This is a genomic window from Bacillus sp. HSf4 (genome assembly GCF_029537375.1).
GTDB classification, from domain to species: domain Bacteria; phylum Bacillota; class Bacilli; order Bacillales; family Bacillaceae; genus Bacillus; species Bacillus sonorensis_A.
The window spans coordinates 1,904,979-1,926,843 of the sequence record NZ_CP120679.1 but is presented as its reverse complement, the minus strand read 5'-3'; the positions used below and the strand labels follow the sequence as shown (position 1 = coordinate 1,926,843).

The 21,865-nt window shown below is 41.1% G+C and carries 24 protein-coding genes and 1 pseudogene; 5 read left to right on the top strand and 20 right to left on the bottom strand.

Annotated features, from left to right (window positions below):
- Window positions 1-13: 13 nt before the first annotated feature.
- The 10 genes and pseudogenes from cntE to P3X63_RS09755 all read right to left on the bottom strand — a co-directional run.
- A complete protein-coding gene (cntE, locus tag P3X63_RS09800; RefSeq protein ID WP_077736808.1) occupies window positions 14-1,192 on the bottom strand; it encodes a staphylopine family metallophore export MFS transporter CntE in 1,179 nt (392 codons plus the stop codon).
- A 39-nt stretch (window positions 1,193-1,231) separates the two neighbouring features.
- Entirely contained in the window at window positions 1,232-1,978 is a 747-nt protein-coding gene (locus P3X63_RS09795) for an ABC transporter ATP-binding protein (protein WP_026587072.1), read from the bottom strand.
- 2 nt (window positions 1,979-1,980) lie between these two features.
- Window positions 1,981-2,787 (bottom strand): staphylopine uptake ABC transporter ATP-binding protein CntD, encoded by an 807-nt coding sequence (cntD, locus tag P3X63_RS09790; protein WP_026587071.1) that lies wholly within the window; start codon window positions 2,785-2,787, stop codon window positions 1,981-1,983.
- A 4-nt stretch (window positions 2,788-2,791) separates the two neighbouring features.
- Window positions 2,792-3,688 (bottom strand): staphylopine uptake ABC transporter permease subunit CntC, encoded by an 897-nt coding sequence (gene cntC, locus P3X63_RS09785; RefSeq protein ID WP_077736809.1) that lies wholly within the window; start codon window positions 3,686-3,688, stop codon window positions 2,792-2,794.
- On the bottom strand, window positions 3,689-4,621 hold the full coding sequence (gene opp1B, locus P3X63_RS09780; RefSeq protein WP_077736810.1) for a nickel/cobalt ABC transporter permease: 933 nt from the start codon (window positions 4,619-4,621) through the stop codon (window positions 3,689-3,691). It abuts the gene before it with no gap.
- A gap of 47 nt (window positions 4,622-4,668) precedes the next feature.
- A complete protein-coding gene (gene cntA / locus P3X63_RS09775) occupies window positions 4,669-6,267 on the bottom strand; it encodes a staphylopine-dependent metal ABC transporter substrate-binding lipoprotein (protein WP_026587068.1) in 1,599 nt (532 codons plus the stop codon).
- Window positions 6,268-6,395: 128 nt separating this feature from the next.
- Window positions 6,396-7,730: an opine metallophore biosynthesis dehydrogenase gene (locus P3X63_RS09770; RefSeq protein WP_026587067.1), complete on the bottom strand. Its 1,335-nt coding sequence runs from the start codon at window positions 7,728-7,730 to the stop codon at window positions 6,396-6,398.
- Window positions 7,731-7,744: 14 nt separating this feature from the next.
- Window positions 7,745-8,539: a nicotianamine synthase family protein gene (locus P3X63_RS09765; protein ID WP_277692780.1), complete on the bottom strand. Its 795-nt coding sequence runs from the start codon at window positions 8,537-8,539 to the stop codon at window positions 7,745-7,747.
- A gap of 27 nt (window positions 8,540-8,566) precedes the next feature.
- A complete protein-coding gene (locus P3X63_RS09760; RefSeq protein WP_026587065.1) occupies window positions 8,567-9,400 on the bottom strand; it encodes a histidine racemase CntK family protein in 834 nt (277 codons plus the stop codon).
- Window positions 9,401-9,850: 450 nt separating this feature from the next.
- Window positions 9,851-10,514 (bottom strand): annotated as a pseudogene (locus P3X63_RS09755) (amidohydrolase family protein); the annotation flags it as partial.
- A 129-nt stretch (window positions 10,515-10,643) separates the two neighbouring features.
- On the opposite strand from P3X63_RS09755, the gene P3X63_RS09750 reads away from it, so the two are divergent.
- From P3X63_RS09750 to P3X63_RS09740, 3 genes are read left to right on the top strand one after another with little or no spacing between them, the layout of a single operon-like run.
- The gene (locus P3X63_RS09750; RefSeq protein WP_277692779.1) at window positions 10,644-10,958 is read left to right on the top strand and encodes a PadR family transcriptional regulator; all 315 of its coding nucleotides are present in this window, start codon (window positions 10,644-10,646) and stop codon (window positions 10,956-10,958) included.
- Between the two features lie 13 nt (window positions 10,959-10,971).
- Window positions 10,972-11,613 (top strand): hypothetical protein, encoded by a 642-nt coding sequence (locus P3X63_RS09745; protein WP_277692778.1) that lies wholly within the window; start codon window positions 10,972-10,974, stop codon window positions 11,611-11,613.
- A 17-nt stretch (window positions 11,614-11,630) separates the two neighbouring features.
- On the top strand, window positions 11,631-12,245 hold the full coding sequence (locus P3X63_RS09740; RefSeq protein ID WP_277692777.1) for a DedA family protein: 615 nt from the start codon (window positions 11,631-11,633) through the stop codon (window positions 12,243-12,245).
- Between the two features lie 189 nt (window positions 12,246-12,434).
- Here the strand turns inward: P3X63_RS09740 and P3X63_RS09735 are convergent, their stop codons facing one another.
- Together P3X63_RS09735 and P3X63_RS09730 are read right to left on the bottom strand one after the other, a co-directional pair.
- Complete coding sequence (locus tag P3X63_RS09735) at window positions 12,435-12,872, bottom strand: hypothetical protein (RefSeq protein WP_026587060.1); 438 nt, start codon at window positions 12,870-12,872, stop codon at window positions 12,435-12,437.
- Complete coding sequence (locus tag P3X63_RS09730; protein ID WP_026587059.1) at window positions 12,859-13,077, bottom strand: helix-turn-helix transcriptional regulator; 219 nt, start codon at window positions 13,075-13,077, stop codon at window positions 12,859-12,861. The genes P3X63_RS09735 and P3X63_RS09730 overlap by 14 nt, the downstream gene beginning before the upstream one ends.
- Before the next feature lie 322 nt (window positions 13,078-13,399).
- On the opposite strand from P3X63_RS09730, the gene P3X63_RS09725 reads away from it, so the two are divergent.
- Window positions 13,400-13,774 carry a YunG family protein gene (locus P3X63_RS09725; protein ID WP_277692913.1) on the top strand — a complete coding sequence of 125 codons (375 nt, stop codon included), beginning with the start codon at window positions 13,400-13,402 and terminating at the stop codon, window positions 13,772-13,774.
- Window positions 13,775-14,163: 389 nt separating this feature from the next.
- Here the strand turns inward: P3X63_RS09725 and P3X63_RS09720 are convergent, their stop codons facing one another.
- The 3 genes from P3X63_RS09720 to P3X63_RS09710 form a co-directional block, all read right to left on the bottom strand.
- The gene (locus tag P3X63_RS09720) at window positions 14,164-14,559 is read right to left on the bottom strand and encodes an immunity 22 family protein (protein WP_026587057.1); all 396 of its coding nucleotides are present in this window, start codon (window positions 14,557-14,559) and stop codon (window positions 14,164-14,166) included.
- 11 nt (window positions 14,560-14,570) lie between these two features.
- Entirely contained in the window at window positions 14,571-16,457 is a 1,887-nt protein-coding gene (locus P3X63_RS09715; RefSeq protein ID WP_277692776.1) for a ribonuclease YeeF family protein, read from the bottom strand.
- A gap of 63 nt (window positions 16,458-16,520) precedes the next feature.
- The gene (locus tag P3X63_RS09710; protein ID WP_236251231.1) at window positions 16,521-16,688 is read right to left on the bottom strand and encodes a hypothetical protein; all 168 of its coding nucleotides are present in this window, start codon (window positions 16,686-16,688) and stop codon (window positions 16,521-16,523) included.
- A gap of 525 nt (window positions 16,689-17,213) precedes the next feature.
- Here P3X63_RS09710 and P3X63_RS09705 point away from each other — a divergent pair.
- Window positions 17,214-17,504, top strand: a complete 291-nt coding sequence (locus P3X63_RS09705; RefSeq protein ID WP_026587055.1) for a YozQ family protein — start codon at window positions 17,214-17,216, stop codon at window positions 17,502-17,504.
- Window positions 17,505-17,688: 184 nt separating this feature from the next.
- Here P3X63_RS09705 and P3X63_RS09700 read toward each other — a convergent pair whose 3' ends face one another.
- The 5 genes from P3X63_RS09700 to P3X63_RS09680 form a co-directional block, all read right to left on the bottom strand.
- Window positions 17,689-18,354, bottom strand: coding sequence for a flagellar brake protein (locus tag P3X63_RS09700; protein WP_277692775.1), 666 nt, complete (start codon window positions 18,352-18,354; stop codon window positions 17,689-17,691).
- Window positions 18,355-19,409: 1,055 nt separating this feature from the next.
- On the bottom strand, window positions 19,410-20,159 hold the full coding sequence (locus P3X63_RS09695) for an ABC transporter permease (RefSeq protein ID WP_026587053.1): 750 nt from the start codon (window positions 20,157-20,159) through the stop codon (window positions 19,410-19,412).
- Window positions 20,160-20,921 carry an ABC transporter ATP-binding protein gene (locus P3X63_RS09690; RefSeq protein WP_026587052.1) on the bottom strand — a complete coding sequence of 254 codons (762 nt, stop codon included), beginning with the start codon at window positions 20,919-20,921 and terminating at the stop codon, window positions 20,160-20,162. It abuts the gene before it with no gap.
- A 173-nt stretch (window positions 20,922-21,094) separates the two neighbouring features.
- Window positions 21,095-21,436, bottom strand: coding sequence for a DUF1048 domain-containing protein (locus P3X63_RS09685; protein ID WP_026587051.1), 342 nt, complete (start codon window positions 21,434-21,436; stop codon window positions 21,095-21,097).
- 72 nt (window positions 21,437-21,508) lie between these two features.
- The gene (locus P3X63_RS09680) at window positions 21,509-21,829 is read right to left on the bottom strand and encodes a PadR family transcriptional regulator (RefSeq protein ID WP_026587050.1); all 321 of its coding nucleotides are present in this window, start codon (window positions 21,827-21,829) and stop codon (window positions 21,509-21,511) included.
- Window positions 21,830-21,865: the final 36 nt, after the last annotated feature.

Genomic DNA, 21,865 nt, shown 5'->3' with positions numbered 1-21,865 from the left:
GCTTCCACCGCATTTATCCAACAAATAGTTTTCGCCGATCATAGGCAAAGATGATCATTGTCATCCCTAAAATCGCACAAATCATATACATGAATGAGTAGGATGAAAAATCAGCTATCGGTCCCATGATGACGCCTCCAAGTGAGACACCTAAATCAGCCATCGCAATAAATAAACCCAGCAGCACATTTCGGTTGGCTTGCGGCAAAACAAAAGTTAAATAGGTTGTTAATGTTGGGTAGAGAAGCGCCTGAGCTGTGCCCATTAAAATGGCGCCGGAATAGAAAAAGAAAGCGCCGCCGGTGATCGAAAAGCTTACACACTGTGCAGCTGCAGTTAAAATAAGCATCGTTCCCATCATAAAAAATGAATGCCATTTGCCGTCCGACGGAATTTTGCTTTTTAAAGCAAAACGGGCAAAGACAACGGTGCCCGCCTGAATCATGAGAAAAATCCCGGCATTGCCGCTTTTTAAGTGTGCAGCATACAATGGGATAAAGGTTGCCGTAGCGCCAAATACAACCGATGCTGTGAGCATTAATACACTGCATTTAAATAAGAACGGATTTTGGACTAACTGACGAAATGATGAAAACATTCTTCCTCCAGGCCGAGGATGATTGGTATCTGGCTGAGCTTCTGTTTTGTCGATTTTGGTACTATAGCCGAACACCCCTGTAACGACGGCAATGGTTATCATCACCGCTGTAAAATAATCCGTTCCCCCTTGCCAAATGCCTAATGCCAATAAGGGGCCGATCATTCCCGGTATGTATGAAAACAAAGAATAAAGTGAAATGCCTTGAGATCGCTCCTTCTCAGGCAGTGAATCAATAATCCCAATTTGCAATGCCATTGAAAAAAAGGCTGTTGACACCCCTTGTAACATACGGGCGATAAAATAGCCCCCAAGCCCGGTAAACGTATATAATATTAAAGCAATCCCATTTATAATCAGAATGGTTCGCAACACTTTAATCGGCCCATGCTTTTGAATCATATGACCTGCCCATGGACGAAAGAACATGGTTGTAAACAGATAGGCGCCCATGATCAAGCCAATTGTTGTGTTGGCGGCCCCCAATGCTTCCCCTTGTAATGGAATGATCACATTCAAGATCGAATTGGCGCTAAAATATAGAAGCACCAGCAAGTACAAACGTAATAAAGGCCAAGACATAGCTCCACTCAAAACCTTTTCCTCCTCTACATTCAGTCACACTGCCTTCTATTAAAAAGTAATGAGCTTTTGCAATAAGTTTCTTGCATATTCTGTTTGAACATCCTTCAATTGGTTAATGTTTTTGATTTCTTCGATTTGACCATCTTTAAAAATAATGACTCTGTCACAAATGTAAGCAGCTGCTTGAATATCATGAGTAATAAAGATGTAGCTCATATTGTAAATCGTCTTTAATTTCTTCAATAATCCAAGGATTTGGATTTGAACCGATACATCTAAAGAGCTGATCGCTTCATCTAGTAAAATACATGTTGGTTCTGTGGAGACGGCTCTTGCAATACACACCCTCTGAACCTCTCCGCCTGATAGCTCATGAGGGTATTTGTTTTTATAAGATGGATTCAGCCCTACTTGATGGAGCAGCTGATGAACCGTGCGGTCATCTGGCTTTTTGCCTTTGTTCTGTGCTTTTATCGGTTCCATTATCGCTTCTTCCACCGTAAAGAATGGATTAATGGAAGATTTATAGTCTTGAAACACGACGCTGATGTTTCCTTGGCGCACTTGCCGCTTTTCGACATTCTGCCCTTCAAATCGAACAGTTCCTTTATCAGGCTTTTCAATGCCTGTTAATAAGCGCCCTAGTGTGGACTTTCCGCTTCCGCTTTCACCGATAATGCCGAGGCACTCACCCCGCTTACATTCAAAACTGATATTTTTCAAGATTTTTTGTCTTTTCCTCGAAAAGATACCGCCTGTTTGATATGATTTCTCCAACCGATTAACTTTCAACAATGTTAAGCTCTCCCCATGATTTTGTTAAAATTTTCGCTCAGCGATAATCGAGCGGATACCAAATACTTCGTATACTCATGCTGCGCCTCTGAGAAAATGGACGGTGTGCTTCCTCTTTCGATGATGTCTCCATTCTTCATCACCAACACGTCATCGGCAATTTTTTTGACAACCCCTAAATCGTGAGAAACAAAGATCATCGAACAGCCCATTTTTTCACGTAATTGAATAAACTGTTCCACCACCTCAAATTGTGAAATGGTGTCTAAAGCCGTCGTCGGCTCATCTGCAATGATCATGTCAGGCTCCAAGGCGAACGCCAGGGCAATCATCACCCGCTGCAGCATTCCGCCGGACAGCTGATGCGGGTATTTGTTCATCAGCTCAGTTGGATTTTTCAGCATGACGCTTTCCATTGCTCGAATCATTTTTTGTTCAATTTCGTTTCGGCTTAAGCCGAAATGTTCAGACAGCGTTTCTCTGATATGAACGCCAATCACACATGAAGGGTCGAATGCACTCATCCCATTTTGTAAAATCATGCAAAGGTTTTTTCCCCGTTTTTTTCTCATTTCTTTTTCAGAAATGTGATGAAGGTTTTCTCCTTTCAATAAAATGTCTCCCGATTGACGAAGAGAGGCCTTGTTCAATCTCATCAACGCCCTGCAAGTGACAGACTTGCCGCTTCCGCTTTCTCCTACAATGGCGAGGCAGCTGCCTTTTTTCAACTCAAATGAACTATTATGGACGATGACATGACCTGAATGGACATCCCATACTTTTAAATGCTTAACCTCCAATATATTCATGGCCTTACTTTGCCACCTCTTTTTCCCGAAGCTTCACACCAGAAAGCGCTGCATGATGTTGCCGTTTGCCGTAAGACCGGGTTAACCGGGGATCTAACGCCACCTGAAGTGAATCAGACAAAAAATTAAAGGCAGATACAATGATGATGATGGCGATTCCCGGGGCAAACATTAATTCAGGCCGTGTAAACATCACTTCTCTCGCCTCGTTTAACATCATTCCCCATTCGGCATTTGGCGCTTTGATTCCTAAGCCGAGGAATGAAAGGCCTGACATTTGCAAAATCATAGAGGCGATCGAACTGCTTGAAACAACAGCGATGTCAGAAAATGTAACAGGTATGATATGTCGATAAATAATGTTTGTATGACGCATACCACAGGCTTTGGAGAATTTGACATATTCCAATTCCGCGTATTGCCTGACAGATGTCCGGATGATGCGCGCAAACCATGCCCATTTCATTAAAATGAACGCAATCAGGATATTGACCATGCCAACGCCTAAAACCCCGACTATGGCCAATGCCACCACATATACCGGAAAAGACAGCATCACATCACAAATCCTCATGATGACGGCATCAACAGCTCCTCTAAAGTAGCCGGCCATAAAACCTAAAACGGCGCCAATGAAAATCGAAACCATCAATGCCGCAAGAACCCATAACACATTGGGACGAATACCGTAAATCAGCCGTGACAACACACATCTCCCTAAGTGATCGTTACCTAATACATACTCCCAGGACGGAGCGGCGTAGCTAAGCTTCATGTTGACTTCCAAAGGGTCATGAGGCGCAACGAAAGGAGCGAATATCCCCATCACAAGCGTCGCCGAAATGATGATGAATGAGGCCATTCCCACCTTATCTTTGCGCAAATTTTTTAAGATTCTCATCTACATATCATTCCTCACTTTAGGGTTCAGTACAGCACTCAAAATATCCGAAATCGTATTAAACAACACAAAAGCCGCGGCGACGATCAGAACATATGCCTGAATAATCGGATAATCCCTGTTGAAGATCGCCTCAACACTCAGACTGCCTAGTCCCGGCCATGCAAAAACATTTTCAATGACGACTGTCCCTCCTAAAATGATAGGGAATGCCATACAAAACATCGAAATGGCCACTTGCAGGGAGTTTCTTAAAATATGCATCGTGATTTTCCTTTCCGGTAAGCCTGATGCCCTTCCATACAAGACATATTCTTCATTCAAATGACTCAAAATGGAGCTTCTGACCGTTCTAAAATAAATACCGATATAACCAAGGGATAGGACGGAAACGGGTAAAATATAGCTTTTATAGGAATCCATTCCGCTTGTTGGCAGCAAATCAAGCTTCACAGAAAAATACCAAATCATCACCGCTCCAAGCCAGTAAGCAGGAACTGCGGTAAAGAAAAATAAAACGCCTCTTACCGATTGATCAACGGCTTTTCCTTCCCTCAGCGCACAAAGAACCCCCAGCAATATCGAAAAGAGAATGATCACAACGGATGAGACTGACGTCAGCTTTAATGTATTTACAAAAGCCGGGCCCAGTAAAGACCACACAGGTTCTCCCTTGACATAGGACTCCCCAAAGTCCAACTGCAAAGAGGCCACAAGCCAGTCAGCATAGCGGAGCATAAACGGTTGATCCAGCCCCAATTCTTCATTTGTTTGTTCAATTAATTCTTCCGTAATTACGGGAACATCTTGTCCCCGCAAGACCAATTCAGCCGGCTCTACGGGAGAAAAGCTGATCAATACAAACGTCAAAAACGAAATCGCTAAAAGTAAAGGAATTGAGATGAGGAATCTCTTAAAGATATAAGCCCCCATAAAATATCTCCTTTCATCACAATAAAAAGGGGGGGATCTCCCCTCTTTTATTTAAAATCCATTTTCTCAAACGGAAGTTCAAATTGTGTCTGCTTAAATGAAATGCCTTTAAGGTTTTTCGGAGCAACGACTGTCACATTCCCATTGGTAATCGGAATAAAAACGGCTTCATCGTGAACGATGGTCAATATATCCGCATATAACGATTGTCTTGTTTTCTCATCAACTGATCCTAAGACTTGATCAATTTTTTCGTAAAGCTGATCGGCTTTTGCAATCCCCTTTGTATTATGCAGCCATGAGGATTCAGACGTAAAAGCAGCGACTGTATTTTGCGGATCGTATGCCAGTCCCCATGTTTGGCTGAACAGCAAGTCGTAGTCACCGGTTGATCTTCGATTCATCATCGATGTTGATTTCTCACCAATAATCTCTAGCTCCATGCCGATTTCCTGGAGCGAACTTTGAATAAACTCGGCCTGTTTCTTTTGCGAAGGAGAATGATTGTCATAATAAAGCTTCAGCGCTAATTTTTTTCCGTTTTTCTCCCTGACGGCTGAGCCCTTGTTCAATGTCCAGCCCGCTTCCTCTAAGAGCTCCTTTGCTTTGTCAATGTCGTAATCCCGTTTCTTCAAGTCAACATCTGCATCATGAACGTTAGATGAAAAAAGCCTATCGGCCGGCGTTTCTGTATCATTTAAAATGTCCTTGCTGATCGTTTCTCGATCAATTGCGAACCAAATGGCTTCACGCACACTCTTGTCACCTACCGGACGATCCTTTTTACTGCTATTGGCTGCCAACATTTTTGTGTTCATTTGTTTACTTCTGACAAGCTGATAATCACCTGAATCAACCAGCTGGTTGATCGCTTCAATATTGATACTGTCTGCCCCCCGATCATCTGTGAAGACAAAATTGACTTCCCCTTTTTGTAACGCTAAAAATGTCGTTTCTCCCGCTGGAAGAACTTTCGCTGTGATTTTCTTAATCTTAGGCACGCCGCCCCAATAGTTTTCATTTGCTGCAAATGTTGCATATTTATCGACTTTATGTTCAGTCAGCTTATAAGGGCCTGTACCGTGATAGCCTGTGACACCATCTTTTGTTTCTCCGTTTTTAAAATCTTTCGGTGAAATGAAGACATAAGGTCTCGTCATAGACAATTCCACTAATGTCGGATCATATGCTTCTGAAAGCACCAGTTCAACCGTATAGTCATCGATGACATTGACACGGACAATTTTGGTTGCGAGTTTAATCCAAGAATGCTTTTCTTGATTGTGCTGGACAGCCTCAATGTTTTTCTTCACCGCTTCTGCGTTAAATGGTTCCCCGTCATGGAATGACACATCTTTTCTTAAATGAAATGTGTATACCCTTTTATCTTCGGAAATGTCCCATGATTCGGCAAGCAAAGGCTTAATTCCATCTGCGGTATTCTCAACTAACGATTCATAAACCATCCCTTGCGCTGACATTGAACCTTGATACAGATGGGGGTTCATGTCATTAATATCCTGGGGGACGGCATATACCAACTCTTTTTGACTGGTGGCTGTGCTCTCCGAACTTTGAGAACAAGCAGCTAATATCGATAAGATCAATAAAGCCAGCGCTGCCAGCTTCACTTTTTTAGTTACCATGTCGGTCTCTCCCTGTTCTAAAATGAAATACCTCTTTTTATGCGTCATATATGAATGACGCCTATTTTTTGAAAATCGTAAAAATAACTATTTTCATTAGTTAAATGAACAATTCCGATATCCCGCCTCTATTCTGACAAAGAATGATCATGTCTTTGCCTTTGCTTCTGATTTTTTCTCAGTTCGCCGCAGATCATCTTCAAATCTTCAGCAAAATGTTGAACGACAAATGCGCCAGATAACAAATCGCCTTGACGGGCTTGAGCCACCTCTTCAATTTTGCGCTCATAGGTTTGAATCAATTGATTGATGGTTGGACAATCAACATCTAAATCTTTTGCAATTCCTTGTATAATTTTAATGCGATAATAGTCTTCCTTCGGCATTCTTGGAATATCTAAATATCCTTCCCGGTTGATAAATGTCTTTCGAATCGGCACCGCAGAAAAATCAAAGTACCTGCCATCCTGATCCGGCTCTGAAAAAGGATCAATCAACAGGGAGGCATAACGTACATACAATAAATATTCTTGATGAATCGGCTCTAAATCATTGAAGTGTTCAATATCATGGCGCGATAAGCTTTCTAACCTTAACGGATAATTATCATCTACCATAAACTTGAGTAGGTTTATCGTTTTGATGTTGATTTTCTGTAAAATCGCCATGATTTCTTTCCATTGGGCCAGCATATCACGAATTAACTGTTGTGTTATCGGCCCTTCAGGAAACAGTTTATACACATATGTCTGACGATCGGTGTCTCCAAATATCGCCTGTAATGAAAAATCGTTCATAAACAGCGGAGGATGAACATATAAAGAAATATTTCTCGTTTCCGCCTCAATGGGAGATTTCATCACCTCGAGCACAATGCCTAATTTTTCAAAAAGCTTACACATTGTATCGATATGTTCAGACGGATAGCGTGACGAGCCTATAAAGACTTTTTTCTTAACACCGGTTGTCAGCACTTCATGAGATGGTTCATCGCGCATCCACCTTGTGTCACCATAGTATGTCGAGAAACTGATCACTTCGGCTTTTGAGCGGATGGAATCTAAATAATGAGTTAGTAAACTGTTAGATCCAAAGGTCGGGGAAACCAAAACAATACATTTGACTTGTTTGAGCACATGTTCATCGATTTGTTTTAATACGCTCATATAGGCATCTGTTGTCACAGAAAAAATAATCGTGTCCCATTCTCCTTCAATCGTTTCATAGCCTTTAAATACCCGTTGAACGACGCATTCTCCTTTTAAAGGTTGATGCTGATCATTTTGGATGCTTGCGTGAATTTGATGATGGCTTTGCCGCAACGCTTCAAAGAACCGTTCTGAACGGGCAGACTCCCTTCCCGCAAGCCCCACATCACAATTCAAATCGTTTTTAAAATTGACAGCAAGCTGGACAGAAATAGGGCCAGTCCCCAATATTAACACCCGCTGAAAATGATTCATAAAAGCCTCCCTTTCTACGCTTTTTGATATAAGGCAATGTCAAATATATGACCTGCCCGCAACACTTGGTCCATCATTTTCCATTTTTTCCTGTCCACTTCTTTGATTGGATAATTGAACAACGACTTTAGCCCGTTTCCATATCTCATCGCAACCACGACATGTTCATTCGTTATGTCATACAGCTGCTCTAAGATGTCATACTTGCTTTCAACCGTTGAACTGAAAATAATATGTGTGACATCTTTGATCAGACTAAGCTCTTGGACCGGAACATGATCTAAATGAATATTTAATTCATCACCTAATGTCTTGACGACGTTTCGTCCAAGTTCAATCGCTTCCTCGTCAATATCAATCCCCACAACCTCTGCCCCTGTTCGCTTCGAAATCAATAATAGTGTCATCGGGAAGGAACCTGAACCTACTAACAGCACCTTTGATTCAGCAGTGATTTGAAAACTGCCGAATTCTTTTTCAATGCATGATTCGATGTTTTGGAAGTAATCGGCTATTTCTGTGTCTCCCTTCAACAGCTTCAATGCGCGATATTTCTCCATAATGGCTACACATTGTGCCGATTGCTTTCTTAAATTCTTCACCAGCTGCTGAAGATCTTTGGATATTTGGAAGTCCAGTTGTTCCCAAGCTGCTTTATTTCTCTCGTTTGTGATAAATGCACAATAATCATCAATTAAAACTTCTAATTCTGAACAATGGCTGGTGGTCTGATCATATTTTTCAGCTAAATCATCAAACTTTTCGGAAAACCCAAGCAAACATTCTTGAAACGTTTTTAGCGCCTGCATCCATCCCACTCCCATATTAAGTCGTCACTAAATATTGATAAATGCTTTTCCTTCTGCCACAATACTGACCGATCCTTCAATAATAAGATTTGTTAGCTCTTCTTTTTCAACATCCGCAAATACTCGAATCGTGCCGCCGGGTTGTTTGATGTTTGCACGAATCCCCCTCTTATTCTTCCATGCCAGATAGGCTCCTATCGAAGCTGTACCTGAACCGCACCCCCTTTCCCATACCATGCTGTCTAGATGCGGGACGTAAATGAGCGGAGCCAACTCATCAGATTTCGGTTGATACAATAAAACGCCAATCAAGTTAGCGTCTAAAGTGACCCCGAGCAGCTTTGCTAATGATTGTGCTTTCTCTCTTACCGTCTCACTACATTCCTTCACTTCTATCACAATATGTAGAAACCCGTGATATCTCACGATGATTAAATTCAAATCGCTGCCATCATATTTGACTGTTTTCTGTTCAATTTTTTCAGGAATGGGCATAGCAACTCGACAGTTATATTCATCTACATTTTTTTTCACTTGACACATGATTAATTGATCTGCACCTGAAACTTCCAGCAGCACTTCCGTCCAATCATGTTGCTTGAGGTCTTTCTCCGATGCGATGAAGGCAGCCAGTGCCATGCAAGCATTACCGCAAAACTCGCCGCCGGCCATCTGCAGATGTGCGGCAGCCCGTTCATTCAACGGTTTTTCAATAAAGCCCACTTGTTCAGCATAAACGCTGTCATAGGACATCATTTTTGCTGCGATGTGCTTATACTCATCAGCTGGATAATTCGTTTTCACGAGAATTGTCATATTTTGTGTTGGATTACATTTGATAAAATCGATTCCCTGTTTCATCACAACGATCCTTTTCACTTATATTTTTCATCTATTGAAAATCGAAATTATTACGATTTACTTTGCGTAATGGTACCATCCAAAAATCCGTGGATACTGGAAAATGAACCTGCGGTTTCTCTGCTTGTTGCTTAACGGACTTTCTTGAAGTGAGTTTCAGATCGCTTAGAGCTTATTATCCAGCTGCCGTCATTCCCCTTCTTTTCGTTGTGGCGATACCTCAAATCGTAATTGTTTCGATAATCTTTTTTGATCATACAGCTTCATTCTTTTTTATGTCAAGCTATTTTTTCCAAGTTTGCCAAACTAAAAAATAAATCATTTTCTCCGTGGGAATCGACCTTTCTGCAGCGGCCGTCCTGATGATCGGTCTGAAACAGACTGCAACCGTAAAAATAAAAACGGCTGCCCGAGGGCAGCGTGTGCGTTTAAAACAAAAAATAACGCTCCATGGCTGACAGGCTGGCATGAAAGCTCCTCACCATCAGCAAACACCTGATATGTCTTATGGTCGACTTCGACTTTCGGCAGTGCGTGATTTAATTTCATGTCCAGTTTGCTCAATCCGCATATGGCGCACGGATGCAACCATTTTTGTCAGCCCTAATGATTGAGGCACACCGCGCTCTATACTCCGCGTGAGAGATGTTGACTGATTGGCTTTGCCGTAACCCGCGTACATTTTTCGCATGAACACTGATTCAGATGTCGGAATTGAAGCGTTCGGATCACCCATTTGAGCACGGGCGATCATACCGCCTTTTAAAACGAGTTCAGGCTTGACGCCAAAAAAAGCCGGTGCCCAAAGGACGAGATCAGCTTCTCCTGCCAGCGGGCCGCGCTGCTTTTTCATTTTATCGGCGGTTTGCCATGTCCTGATGATGACCTCACCGACTCTGCCCATCGCCTGCGAGTCAGAGGAAGTCATACTGATCGCGCCGATATCGTGCAAAATATCCTCCGTGGCAATCGCCGCTCGAATTCGCGAATGGCTGAAAGTCACATCCTCAGGCACATTGGTATCAAGCTGGTGGCAAACCATCATCATATCCAGATGCTCGTCCATTGTATTTACTGTATATGGAAGCGTCGGAGTTGTTGAAGACGGCAGGACCGTCTTGGGATTCATCCTTTTTTTATTGTTGATGTTTGTTGCTCATAAATTACCTTGCCTTTTTAAGTAATATAACTTATTATAACAATGTACTTAATGATTTTGAGTAATCTGATGGAGGTTTTCAATTTGAATAAAGAAATGCTGAAAGGAAATATTGATCTTCTCATTCTTTCAGTTTTGAAGGAAAAAGAGAATTACGGCTATGAAATTTCAAAGACGATTAAAGAAAAGACGGAAGGAACGTTTGAAATACAGGAAGCCACTTTGTATTTATCCTTAAAAAGGCTGGAAAAACAAGGAGCCGTCAATTCATATTGGGGAAATGAAAGTCATGGAGGACGCCGTAAATATTACGCCATTACAGAAGATGGTATCCAGCTGCACGAAAATATGGTGTCGGATTGGAAAAAGATGAATGAAATGGTCAAGCGATTTATTTGAAGGAGGAATTCATGTGAGACATATTTTCAAAAAAATGTTCAGTTTAAACGATATTCAATTCTTTTGGGTTTTAATAGCATCTTCGATTCTGTTTGCGTTTTCGTTCTATTTCGATCGGATTCATTCTCATGATCCCTTTTGGATCGTGATTTGTTATTATATTTCATTTGCTATTGCGGTTGTTTGGGGCGCGGTAAATTATATCAGCCACATCCGGATGAACGCCATGTATAACAAACAAAACGACATACGCGCCTATGTCAATCAGTTAGCTATGAATGAAGAGGAAAAACTGGAATTGCAAACCTATTTGGAAGACTATGTTGAGGACCTCATCAGCCAAGGCAAAACAAAAGATGAAGCGGCAGCAGAAGCTATCAACCAATTTAAAGTGAAGGAATTTTTATCTTTATCCAAAAGCACGTCATTCTTCAATCTGCATGCACACCACTATTTATTTGGCTGGTCGCTCATATTAATGACTGCCCTTTTCCTTCTCTGGCTGTTCGGAATATGGTTAGGCGTTTTTCCATTGATGTTTCTCGTGATTGAAGCGACTCTTTTTGCTTATGGATTCGGCTTCTTTGGAATGTTTTTTGTGTATAAGCTTGTGGACGCAGCCATTTATAAGAAGTTTAAAGAGTTGTTATCTTAACAAAAGGACGTGTAAAAATGGAGAATTGGATCATTGATACGATGGAAAAGTTCGGTTATTGGGGTATTCTTTTTCTCATTGCCGTGGAAAATATATTTCCCCCTATTCCATCTGAGATCATTCTTACTTTTGGGGGATTTATGACCACCAAGACGAGTATGAGCATTTCAGGAGTTGTCGCGTTTTCCACCATCGGCTCTGTGCTCGGGGCCATCGTTCTTTATGGTGTCGGCATGCTGATAGACATCCATAAGATTGAAAAACTTGCAGACAGATGGGGACACATCATCAGAATCACCCGGAAAGACATTCATAAAGCGAATCAGTGGTTCGATCAATATGGTCTCTGGACAGTATTTTTTTGCCGGCTTATTCCTCTAGTCAGAAGCTTAATTTCAATACCCGCCGGAATGGCTCACATGAAGTTTGCTTCATTTGTTTTACTGACGACATTGGGGACCTTGATTTGGAATGTACTGCTTGTAAATATCGGTGCGGCCGTAGGATCTTCATGGGAAACGATTGTAGGATATATGGATCTTTACTCAAGTATTGTTTATGGATTTCTATTGTTGATTTTCGCCATATTTGCCGGCTTGTACCTTAAAAAAAGAGTTTTTGCAAAAAAATAACACCGTTTAACTCAGGAAGTCTGAACTTATGCCAATCCCACGGCCATCTCCATTCAAATGTTCTTGATGAACTGACGCGGAAATGAAACACTGGATGAAAACATTAGACAGCTTAGCCCTGTATTCCGGTGGGCTGAAGCTGTCTCGTTTTCGTATGTACACACCTAGAGGAATCGGAAAAAGTTCATATTATATGTCATTTTCCTCTGATCGTTTTTTCATCATATAGTGAACAAAAGAGAAAGGGATGAGAAAACAAACAAAGACCACACTTCCTACAAGTAAGGCTTCACTGTTATCACTATGATCTGGACCGAACTTTGCCAAAAGCGCCAGGATTATGCCAATCAATGCAGAAAGGATGACGACTCGATAATAGGGTCCTGGCTTCTTCTGTTCTTTTGCATCATCATACACATCAACAGAAATTTTGAGATTCAGCCAACCTAAAACAACTGAAGTAAGAATAAATAATAACCATAATGGATTGTCTTTAGCTTCCATAATCCCCTTTGTTATCACCTCATAAAGTAAAATGGCCAATATTCCTACCGTTTGAACCATAAAGGCAATCCGTATATTTTTCAAATTTTGTATTTGCAAGCGTTCATCTTTAATCATCTTCATGTAACTGGTCCTCCCTGCTAATCCAAAATACTTCATCCAAAGACTTATTCACTGCGTAGCATATCTCCAGGCACAATTTTAGCGTGGGATTATACTTACCTTTCTCAATCAAGCTAATCGTTTGCCGAGTAACACCCACTTTTTCTGCTAATTGCTGCTGTGTTAAGTCGACTTGAACACGAGCGATCTTCACTTTATTCTTCACCTATATAATTCCTCCTCAAATGAATTGTAACATATAAATTACATTATTCAATATATATATTACAAAACAAAAAAATACTCCTTCTTAGCATTATCATATCTCTATGTCATTTTATACTTCCTTGAATTCATGAAGTTCGACACGATAGCAGAAAATTCGCGCTTCGGTTTGACCGGAGTAGATCTGATTTGTATTTGAAATGACCGATACTTATCATAGTTTATGCTTAGCAACATTCAATGTGTACTCCTCGTTTCACTAACAATGCAGGCTTTCCTACATTTAAATTGATATAATGAATCTATGAAAAGGAGGATTTATGATGGATAATAATAATCTTGTACAAATCGAACAAATACTTAAAGCATTGTCTGAATCCTGGTCTTTAGACTCAAGTTCAAAATGGAGCAAGGATAACCCTGCAAAGGGACAATGTGGCGTAACCACCTTAGTCGTAAACGATATATTAGGCGGAGAAATAATGAAAACAAAACAACCTGATGGATGGCATTTTTATAATGTCATCCATAGAGAAAGATATGATTTTACGGCTTCTCAATTTAAAGAAGACATCCTGTATATGGATATCCCCTCAAATAGAAACGAAGCCTATTCAGATACCAACGAGAAACAGTATCGCTACTTAAAACAAAGTGTGATGAATCAGTTATCTTTTTCAAATATTGAGTTGTATTAGCTTTATAATTGGGGCTCCTCCTTATAAAATTTAACAGATATTAAATCGCTACAGCCGTTCCTTCTTGGAAGCTGACGACCATTATCATTCGATACATCCGAGTTCACATTTGCTAAGGGTAAGATGCGTCTCCCCTTCCGGCCACGGCCGCCGATCAACTGCACAACATCCGTGTGCAAAAGATCAGTGTCCGCAGGCTCTCCGTCTTGGACTAAGGTATTCGCGTTTGTTTTTCTTGTCGTTATCGGATGACTGAATGGAATGGAAAATATCCCTATTTCATCTCCCTTTTTGTCGGGTTTTTCTCGGATTTACATACAAAAAAAACACTCAATCAGAGATCAAGTGCTAAAACAAGTAATTATCAGTTCTGTAGTTCAATTTTATTTTTAAATATATGAAACGGAGCCTACAAATTTAAAAGTATACTCATTGTTAACAATTTCATTTCTTTTTCCTTCATAATCAAAGTTATATAGTAAAATAGCAGAGTTTATATTCTTCGGAAGTTGTTTACCCTGAATAGCTTCAAAACGAGATAAAATGATATCACCATATGAGCAACCACATATTAATTCGCGCAGCAATTCTTTATTTTGGACATGAACAACCTTTTCGATAAAATCTTCATCTAAATCATCAATATCTATGTCAAAGTCCCTTAAAAACGGAGAAGGGAGGAAGTCACCTTCTTCTTCATCGTACGGTAATTCAACATATTCATTTAATTTATCAACAGTTTGAATATTACCAATCCATAATGATACATAGTTTTCTCGTTCCATTTCAAACCCTCCTATTTTTTTATCCTTAGCCCTTCCGGTAAAGCCTCAACTCCACCTTTTAGTCTGTAATTGGCCCAATTGTTTAATCTTCGCACAAACATATTATAATCTTTTGATGAGTCTATAATCTTTAGTAGCTCGTTGTGAGCAGCAGTAGAACCTAGTCCACCGTGTTTTCCAGTTGGGTTAACAAATTCCACTTCATTTATTGCCGTTCGTAGCTCTCTAATTTTTTCAGCCGTTACTCCCCAATGTTTAAAAGTAGGGGCTCGTGAAACCAAGTGCCACTCATGCATTCCTCCTGGAGCTCGAAGCTGTCTTTCTATGGCTCTTCTAGTTTTTTTATCACTCCAGAGTTCATCTAATTGTTTAGTTGATAATGAATTGAACCATTTATTAAACTCCCCACTTTTAACTGTTGGCACAATGGTTTTTCGTACTTTTTTAACAGTCTGACCCGAAGTCTCTTTACTACTGTTAAAAAGCACACTTTTCTTTTGATCTTCTGCCAATTCTTTTAATACAAGAGGGGTATTCTTTACATTAATAGAATTCGGTGCATCCTGCAGAATCCCTTGCAATGCAGGAGTGTAACGATTATTAGGTGGCTTAATTGACTGTTTTACAGTCTTACCAGCTTCCTTCACCTTGCCAACCGCGGTTTTCCCAGCTTTCGCAAGATCTTTCGAGCCCGTTGAAACAGAAGATTTTCCGCTCCGCAAGCCGGCAAGGCTTCCGATCAAATAAGTAAAGTAATGCGCCCTTGAATACGCATCTCCATGTACTACTTTCTCATCCCATTTTTCCGCCAACGTGTCTACCATACTCAAAAGAGCGCCTTTATAATCGTACCCAAGAACTGTGTCTAAAACAACTTTCGGATCTTTATGTAAATGGTCGATTGTCCATCCGAGATTCCATCCAATTTGTTTTCCGCCCTCGTAAAAATCTTTCGCAAGATCATAAATAGCACCACCCGAACCACTATAAATATCAATAGCAGTCTGATGAAATTCCTTGTCGTCTTCCCCTGGCTTCAGATCCGGTCCAAATGGAGTTTCACTTTTCAAATAGATATCCTGAAAATACTTAGCAGGATCATCTAATTCTGTCTCTGCTGTAGCGACATTCTTTAGCTTTTCTATTGCGTCAGCCTGTTTTTCTGCTTTGCGAATTTCTGTTTCCATTCTGGTTTTATCTAATTTTTCGAGCATCATCTCCATCGGAGTCTCTTCGTTAGGCTGCAATGTATCCATCTCATCCGGCTTTAAAATCGAGCCTTTTTGATAGCCGGTGATTTCAATTTTAGGCCCTGTATACATTTTTTCAAGCCTTGTGATGTATCTTTGCATGGTCTCAAGGTCGTTTTCTGCGGTTTTGAGAGCATTGGTCTGCTCCCTATCAAAAGCATGGAGCTTTTCAAGAGTGCTGCTGATTTCCCTTTTCGCTCTCTGATTCTGTTCATGAAAATCACTGTCATCCAACTGAGGTAAATCGGCGATATGGCTGACTTTAGCGATCGTAGCATTGGCTTTGGACACCAAATGTTTCGTTGTTCGATCGGCCGCGTTCAAGCCTTGTTCCAGTTCGTGTTCGAGAAAGGCTTGTGAAATATATCCGTTGTGATTTGATTCAAAAGAATCCAGTGAGGTTTTGATTTTTTTCAATGCCGATTGGTATTCTTCAATGAACGTTTCATAGAATCGCAGGAACGGAGTATGGCATTCTTCGTAAAAGGCGCGAATGGCGTCCCCGCCTTTTCCTTTTAAGGCATCATCAAGAGATGTGATGCCGTCGACGCTTTTTTTGACTTTGGCAATTTCATCTGCTTGTTTTTTTAACTGTTCCAGCGTATCATCTATTCCATTTCGTAACGCTTGAACATCCAGAGTCTTCATAGCATTCTCCTCTATTTCGTTTTCATCGATGAAGCCAGCTGTTTGTCGGTGTCCTTGATTGCTTCAACGGCTGATTCCGTCAAGACTGCCTTGCCAGGTGTGAGACGAAAGCTCAGGTTCAGTGATCGTCTTTTTGATATCAGAGAACTCTGTTTTGTCTTTTTGCAGCTCTTTGCGGCAAGCTTTCAGCTCTGCCAAAAATTCTTTCTTCAGCGATAAATCGACTTTCATGATATCTAAAGCCCAGGATTGACCCGATCATGTTCAAACCTCTCTTCCCAAAAACTGCATGACTAAAGTAATGACCAGTATAGAGTTTACCACTATACGGAAATGAATTGGTGAATAAATCCTGTCCATCCATGAAAATGAATCTTTAGAAGCGGGTCAAAAAACCCAATAAATAAGGCAATCACACATTAATCCGCTCCAATGCAGAGAGTAATCCAATGAACGGCAAGAAGCCTTCGTAACATCCCCTCTTAAACCTCTTCATCTAAAATGACCTTGATATGGTGACTTAAAGCTACTCTCTTGACTAATGGAAAAGAGTCAACGAAAAAAAGCGAATGAATACCATCTTAACAGACAGAATAAGAAGAGTTGATATTTCTACACATTTCGTGAAGGAGGGAAGCCGTTGAGTAAATTCAAGTATTGAATGAAACAGCATCCAAAGCAGGTCCTAAAAAACTTAAAAAGGCCAAAATAAGTCCATCTGACAAACTAAAATTTCAATAATATGGAGTGAGTAACGTGACTCATAAAAATGGAGCAGACAGACCGGATGATTACAAAAGATTTTCTTCATTAGACAAGGAATATGATTTCCAGCAATCTTTAGATAGCAGCGCTAAGACAGAGAATGTAAACAATGAAACACAAGCTCATAACAGAGAAAACGTAAATGACACAGATGTGGCTGGAAAAAACTTTGATCCCTCGGATTATAAAGGAACCACGCAATTGGAAAAAGGATTGGCTGAAACTCATGAACAGGTTAGTGATGACTATTTTGAAGGGACGATCGATCAAAATTTGGATTAGTCATTTTACGGAACTAACTTTAAAGAGAAAGTTAGTTCCGTTTTTGATTAACAACTACTCAGATCAATGGTGAACTAGCCATGAACACAAATTAGAGAAATTGGTTGGTTTCTTCGGGAGACGAAAAAAATCCCCTCTTGAAATAAGGGGATCTGGGGATCATATAATAGATAAAATTATAATTTTATTCAGATTTAAGTTTTCTCCTCTCTGCCAATTGGAGTTTTATGCAAAAATGTACAAGTGTTTGTTTATCCTGCTCATTCATCTTGATAAATTCAACTGTCATGATCTGTTTGTTTGTTTTACGATCAAGGTAAGTGCGTTTGACTTGAGCATGAACGTCAATCACAATTTCATCATGCCCCTCAGTTGGCAGAGAGATATTTAAACGCAAATCCTCTTCTGGTTCGTGTTTTTGCGTCTCTTCAATGATTAATGCAGCGCCTCCAGCACTGATATTCGCTGTATATGTTTTAAACATTGAGCCAGATCCATATGGACAAACAGTGACAGGAATCGTGGTATTGACTCTAAAAAATTGCCGTCTTTGAATTTTTGTCATTTGATCTTCTTCAGGTAAATACATATTTAATACAGGGATATCGTGATAGATCTCTCGTTTTTGTACTACACTAATAAATTTATAAGGGATTTGTTGCGCGTTTACAAAATGAATCGTGGCAATTGTATTTATCGGAATAATAACAGTTCTTCCCGTTTCTACATCAACAGGATAATGGACTTTTAAAACATTTTCTTCAATGGATGACACTTTGCTTTTCGCAATGATATTTTCTTGATTTTCGTTTTCAAATTCTATTGTTATGATATTTCCTAATGATAACAATGGACATCACTCTTTCAATTCTACTTATAGATTATATCGGTACTATGACACATAAATTAAAGAAATGAAAGGGGGAGACATTGAGAGTCTTTCTTTTATTTTAAGTGCTTTGGAACAGCTGCTTTCATTCATTCTATTTTGAATGCAGTGTTCTTGTATACTCAAATATGTTTTAACAATATAGTTCAGATCGCCGTATTTAAGCCGCTGCCTTTTTTATAAGGAAAAAGTCAATTCTTAAGGTTTTCCATGTCGCGGATTCAATAGGAGACACTAACCTTGAAAAATTAGAGGATGTTGGTGTAATGAAATGAAGCGGTTATAAAATTTTCAGCAAAGCCTAAGCCTTGAGATAAGAAGAAAAAAAGCGCGAAACAAAAAATGTCTCACGCCTTCACAAACCTGAGTGATTAAAGATTCTTGCCTACATCACCCGTTTAAACACGTCATTTCATAAACATTCGTTTCTTTTCGATTTTTAAACCACATAAGGTTTTTTATAAGCGCCATCTTTCCCTATCCCTATGTTTTTTCCATATTGTTTTGAAATAAAAGGTCATTTTGGTGCTCACGTATCATTGTGTGATCTAAGTATTTTCGGACAAGCCATCCATAATAGTCTTTTTAGAATTTATTAACATCTCAAATTTGCATTTTGCCTGTTGTACCCCATGCCCAATCCCCCAAACGAAGATTTTTATCTCCACAGTTTATAAGTATTCAGCTTATTTTTTAGTTCTGGGGTTACCATGGAATGTTAACTTGATGGTGATGGAGCGAAACCCCCATCGAAAAGAACTATGAACCACATTCCAACTGAAATGTAATCCATAGACACTGATTACCTCCTGCAAAGAGCACTCCCGCTGTAAATTCTTCTAAAGCGTGCATGGCAAACCTCGCATTGGCACAAGTGATCAAGCTGCCGACAATCACACGAATTTTGAGGGTTTCCATGATTCCTCGATGGTTGGCCCCGACATTTAAACAGCCTTCCTTGTGACAGCAAATGCATTCATCGCAACGGCTGACTATTGATATAACTGATGGTATACTTATCCCAACTTGCGTTTAAATTCTTTACTGGCGAAGAAGTAAGCGATGACCATGATGCCGACGCACCAGGCAAGCGCGATCCAGATACCGTTGCCAACAGACCCTTCATACAAGAGGGCACGAATCGCATTCACGATTGAAGTCACAGGCTGGTTCTCAGCGAACGCACGGACAATTTTAGGCATGGTTTCGGTGGGGACAAAGGCCGAACTGATAAACGGCAGGAAAATCAGCGGGTACGAGTAAGCTGTCGCCCCTTCCATAGACCCCGCTGTCAATCCGGGAATGACCGCCAGCCATGTCAGCGCCAGCGTAAACAGCCCGAGTATCCCAGCTACCGCGAGCCAATCCAGGATATCAGCGTTGGAACGGAAACCCATCAAGAGCGCGACGAGAATAACTATCACGACAGTAAGCGCATTGGAAACAAGCGAGGTCAACACGTGAGCCCACAATACCGACGAACGCTTGATGGGCATGGAAATGAAACGCGCCATCAGCCCGCTCTTTACATCCGTAAACAGCCGCACGGAAGTGTAAGCGACACCGGATGCGATAGCCATCAGCAAGATTCCCGGCAATAAATAATTGACATAGTTGTCCGCCCCTGTCTCTATGGCGCCGCCAAATACGTAGACAAACAGCAGCATCATCATAATCGGTGTAATCGCCACCGTAATAATCGTATCCGGGCTGCGCATGATGTTGCGCATTAAACGCCCAAGCAATACCCCTGTTTTGCTCTTCATTTACATCTCCTCCTTTTTGCCGATGATCGCGAGGAAAATTTCCTCCAATGTCGGCTGCTTCTCGATGTACTCCACTTTCGCTGGCGGGAACATCTCTTTGAGTTCGGTAAGGGTACCGGTTGTGATGATTTTTCCGCCATGCAGGATGGCGATACGGTCCGCAAGTTGTTCGGCTTCCTCCAGGTACTGGGTCGTCAGCAAGATGGTCGTGCCTCTGCCGGCAAGTTCCTTGACGGTATCCCAGACTTCAATCCGCGCTTCGGGGTCAAGCCCTGTCGTCGGTTCGTCGAGAAAAATGACTGCCGGCGTCCCGATTAGGCTCATGGCGATATCAAGCCGGCGCTTCATCCCGCCGGAATACTTATCCGCCCGGCGGTTGGCCGCGTCACGCAGGCTGAATCTTGCAAGCAGATTGTCGGCAACTTGAGCGGGATTGGAAACTCCCCGCAACTTGGCGATCATCATCAGGTTTTCCCGCCCGGTGAGCATGCCGTCTAAAGCTGCGAACTGCCCTGTCAGGCTGATGCTCTGGCGAACTAGATGCGGTTGACGCTGGACATCAAAGCCGCAAATGCCTACTTCGCCGCCATCAGGCTTCATCAGCGTCGAGAGGATGTTGACCGTCGTCGTCTTCCCCGCTCCATTTGAGCCCAGCAGTGCGAAAATTTCGCCGCGCCGTACCTCAAAATCCACCTCCTTTAAGACTTCCTTGTCTTTAAAGGTTTTTTTTAATCCTTTTACAGAAATCGCTGCATTGCTCATACTCTTTTCCTCCTTATAAATAGCGCCTTGCGGAGCCGGATTGCCTATCCTCTTCTATTCAGTCTGACTGATAATCTGTATAACTTAGTACCAGGTTGAAAATATAACTGAATAGCGAAAGAGCAATTCACATCTGTAACCAGCTATTCAGTCGGTATTATCAATTGAATTCTTTATTTTTTTCCAAATCGCTTCATGATACTCTGATTTAAATCTTCACGATACTTGGCGACATAGGTTTTAGCGTTTGCCACTAGTTCGTCGGCAAAGGACGCCACGTCGTCCCCGGTGATTTCCAGCACTTGTCTGCCTTCCGCCGCACCGGCTTCGAACAACTCGATTAATTCATACTGGATGTGCAACATGTCCATCCCGCTGCCCGCTGAGAAATTCCACATGTAGTTTTGAATTTTCTTAAATACAAACTGATAGTCCTCTGGCAGGGCTTTAACCCGTGCCATCATCATCTTGTACTCTTTTTTATCACCAATCATTTTTTTGAACATTTCCATCATGTTATTTTTCCTCCTTTTTTAAAAACCTGAACAAGACACTTAAACAAATTTCGGACGGAATATCTTATGAAGTTAGGTTGACTTCAAGACATTGATTTTCGATGATATAAACTCCCATTTTTCCCAAAATAATTCGAGTTCACGGCGGCCAGCCTCATTAAGTGAGTAAAACTTGCGGGGCGGTCCCATATCTGACGGTTTCTTTTCTATGTTCACAAGTTTTTTCTTTTCTAATCGCACGAGGATGGTGTAGACCGTCCCTTCCACAACTTCGGTAAACCCAAGCTCGTTTAGGCGGCGGGTAATCTCATAGCCGTAGGTTTCATGGCGGCTGATAATTTCCAGCACGCAGCCTTCCAGCGAACCCTTCAGCATTTCAGTTAAATTTTCCACGTTCAGAACCTCCCCTATTTTGTCCGACTTATATTC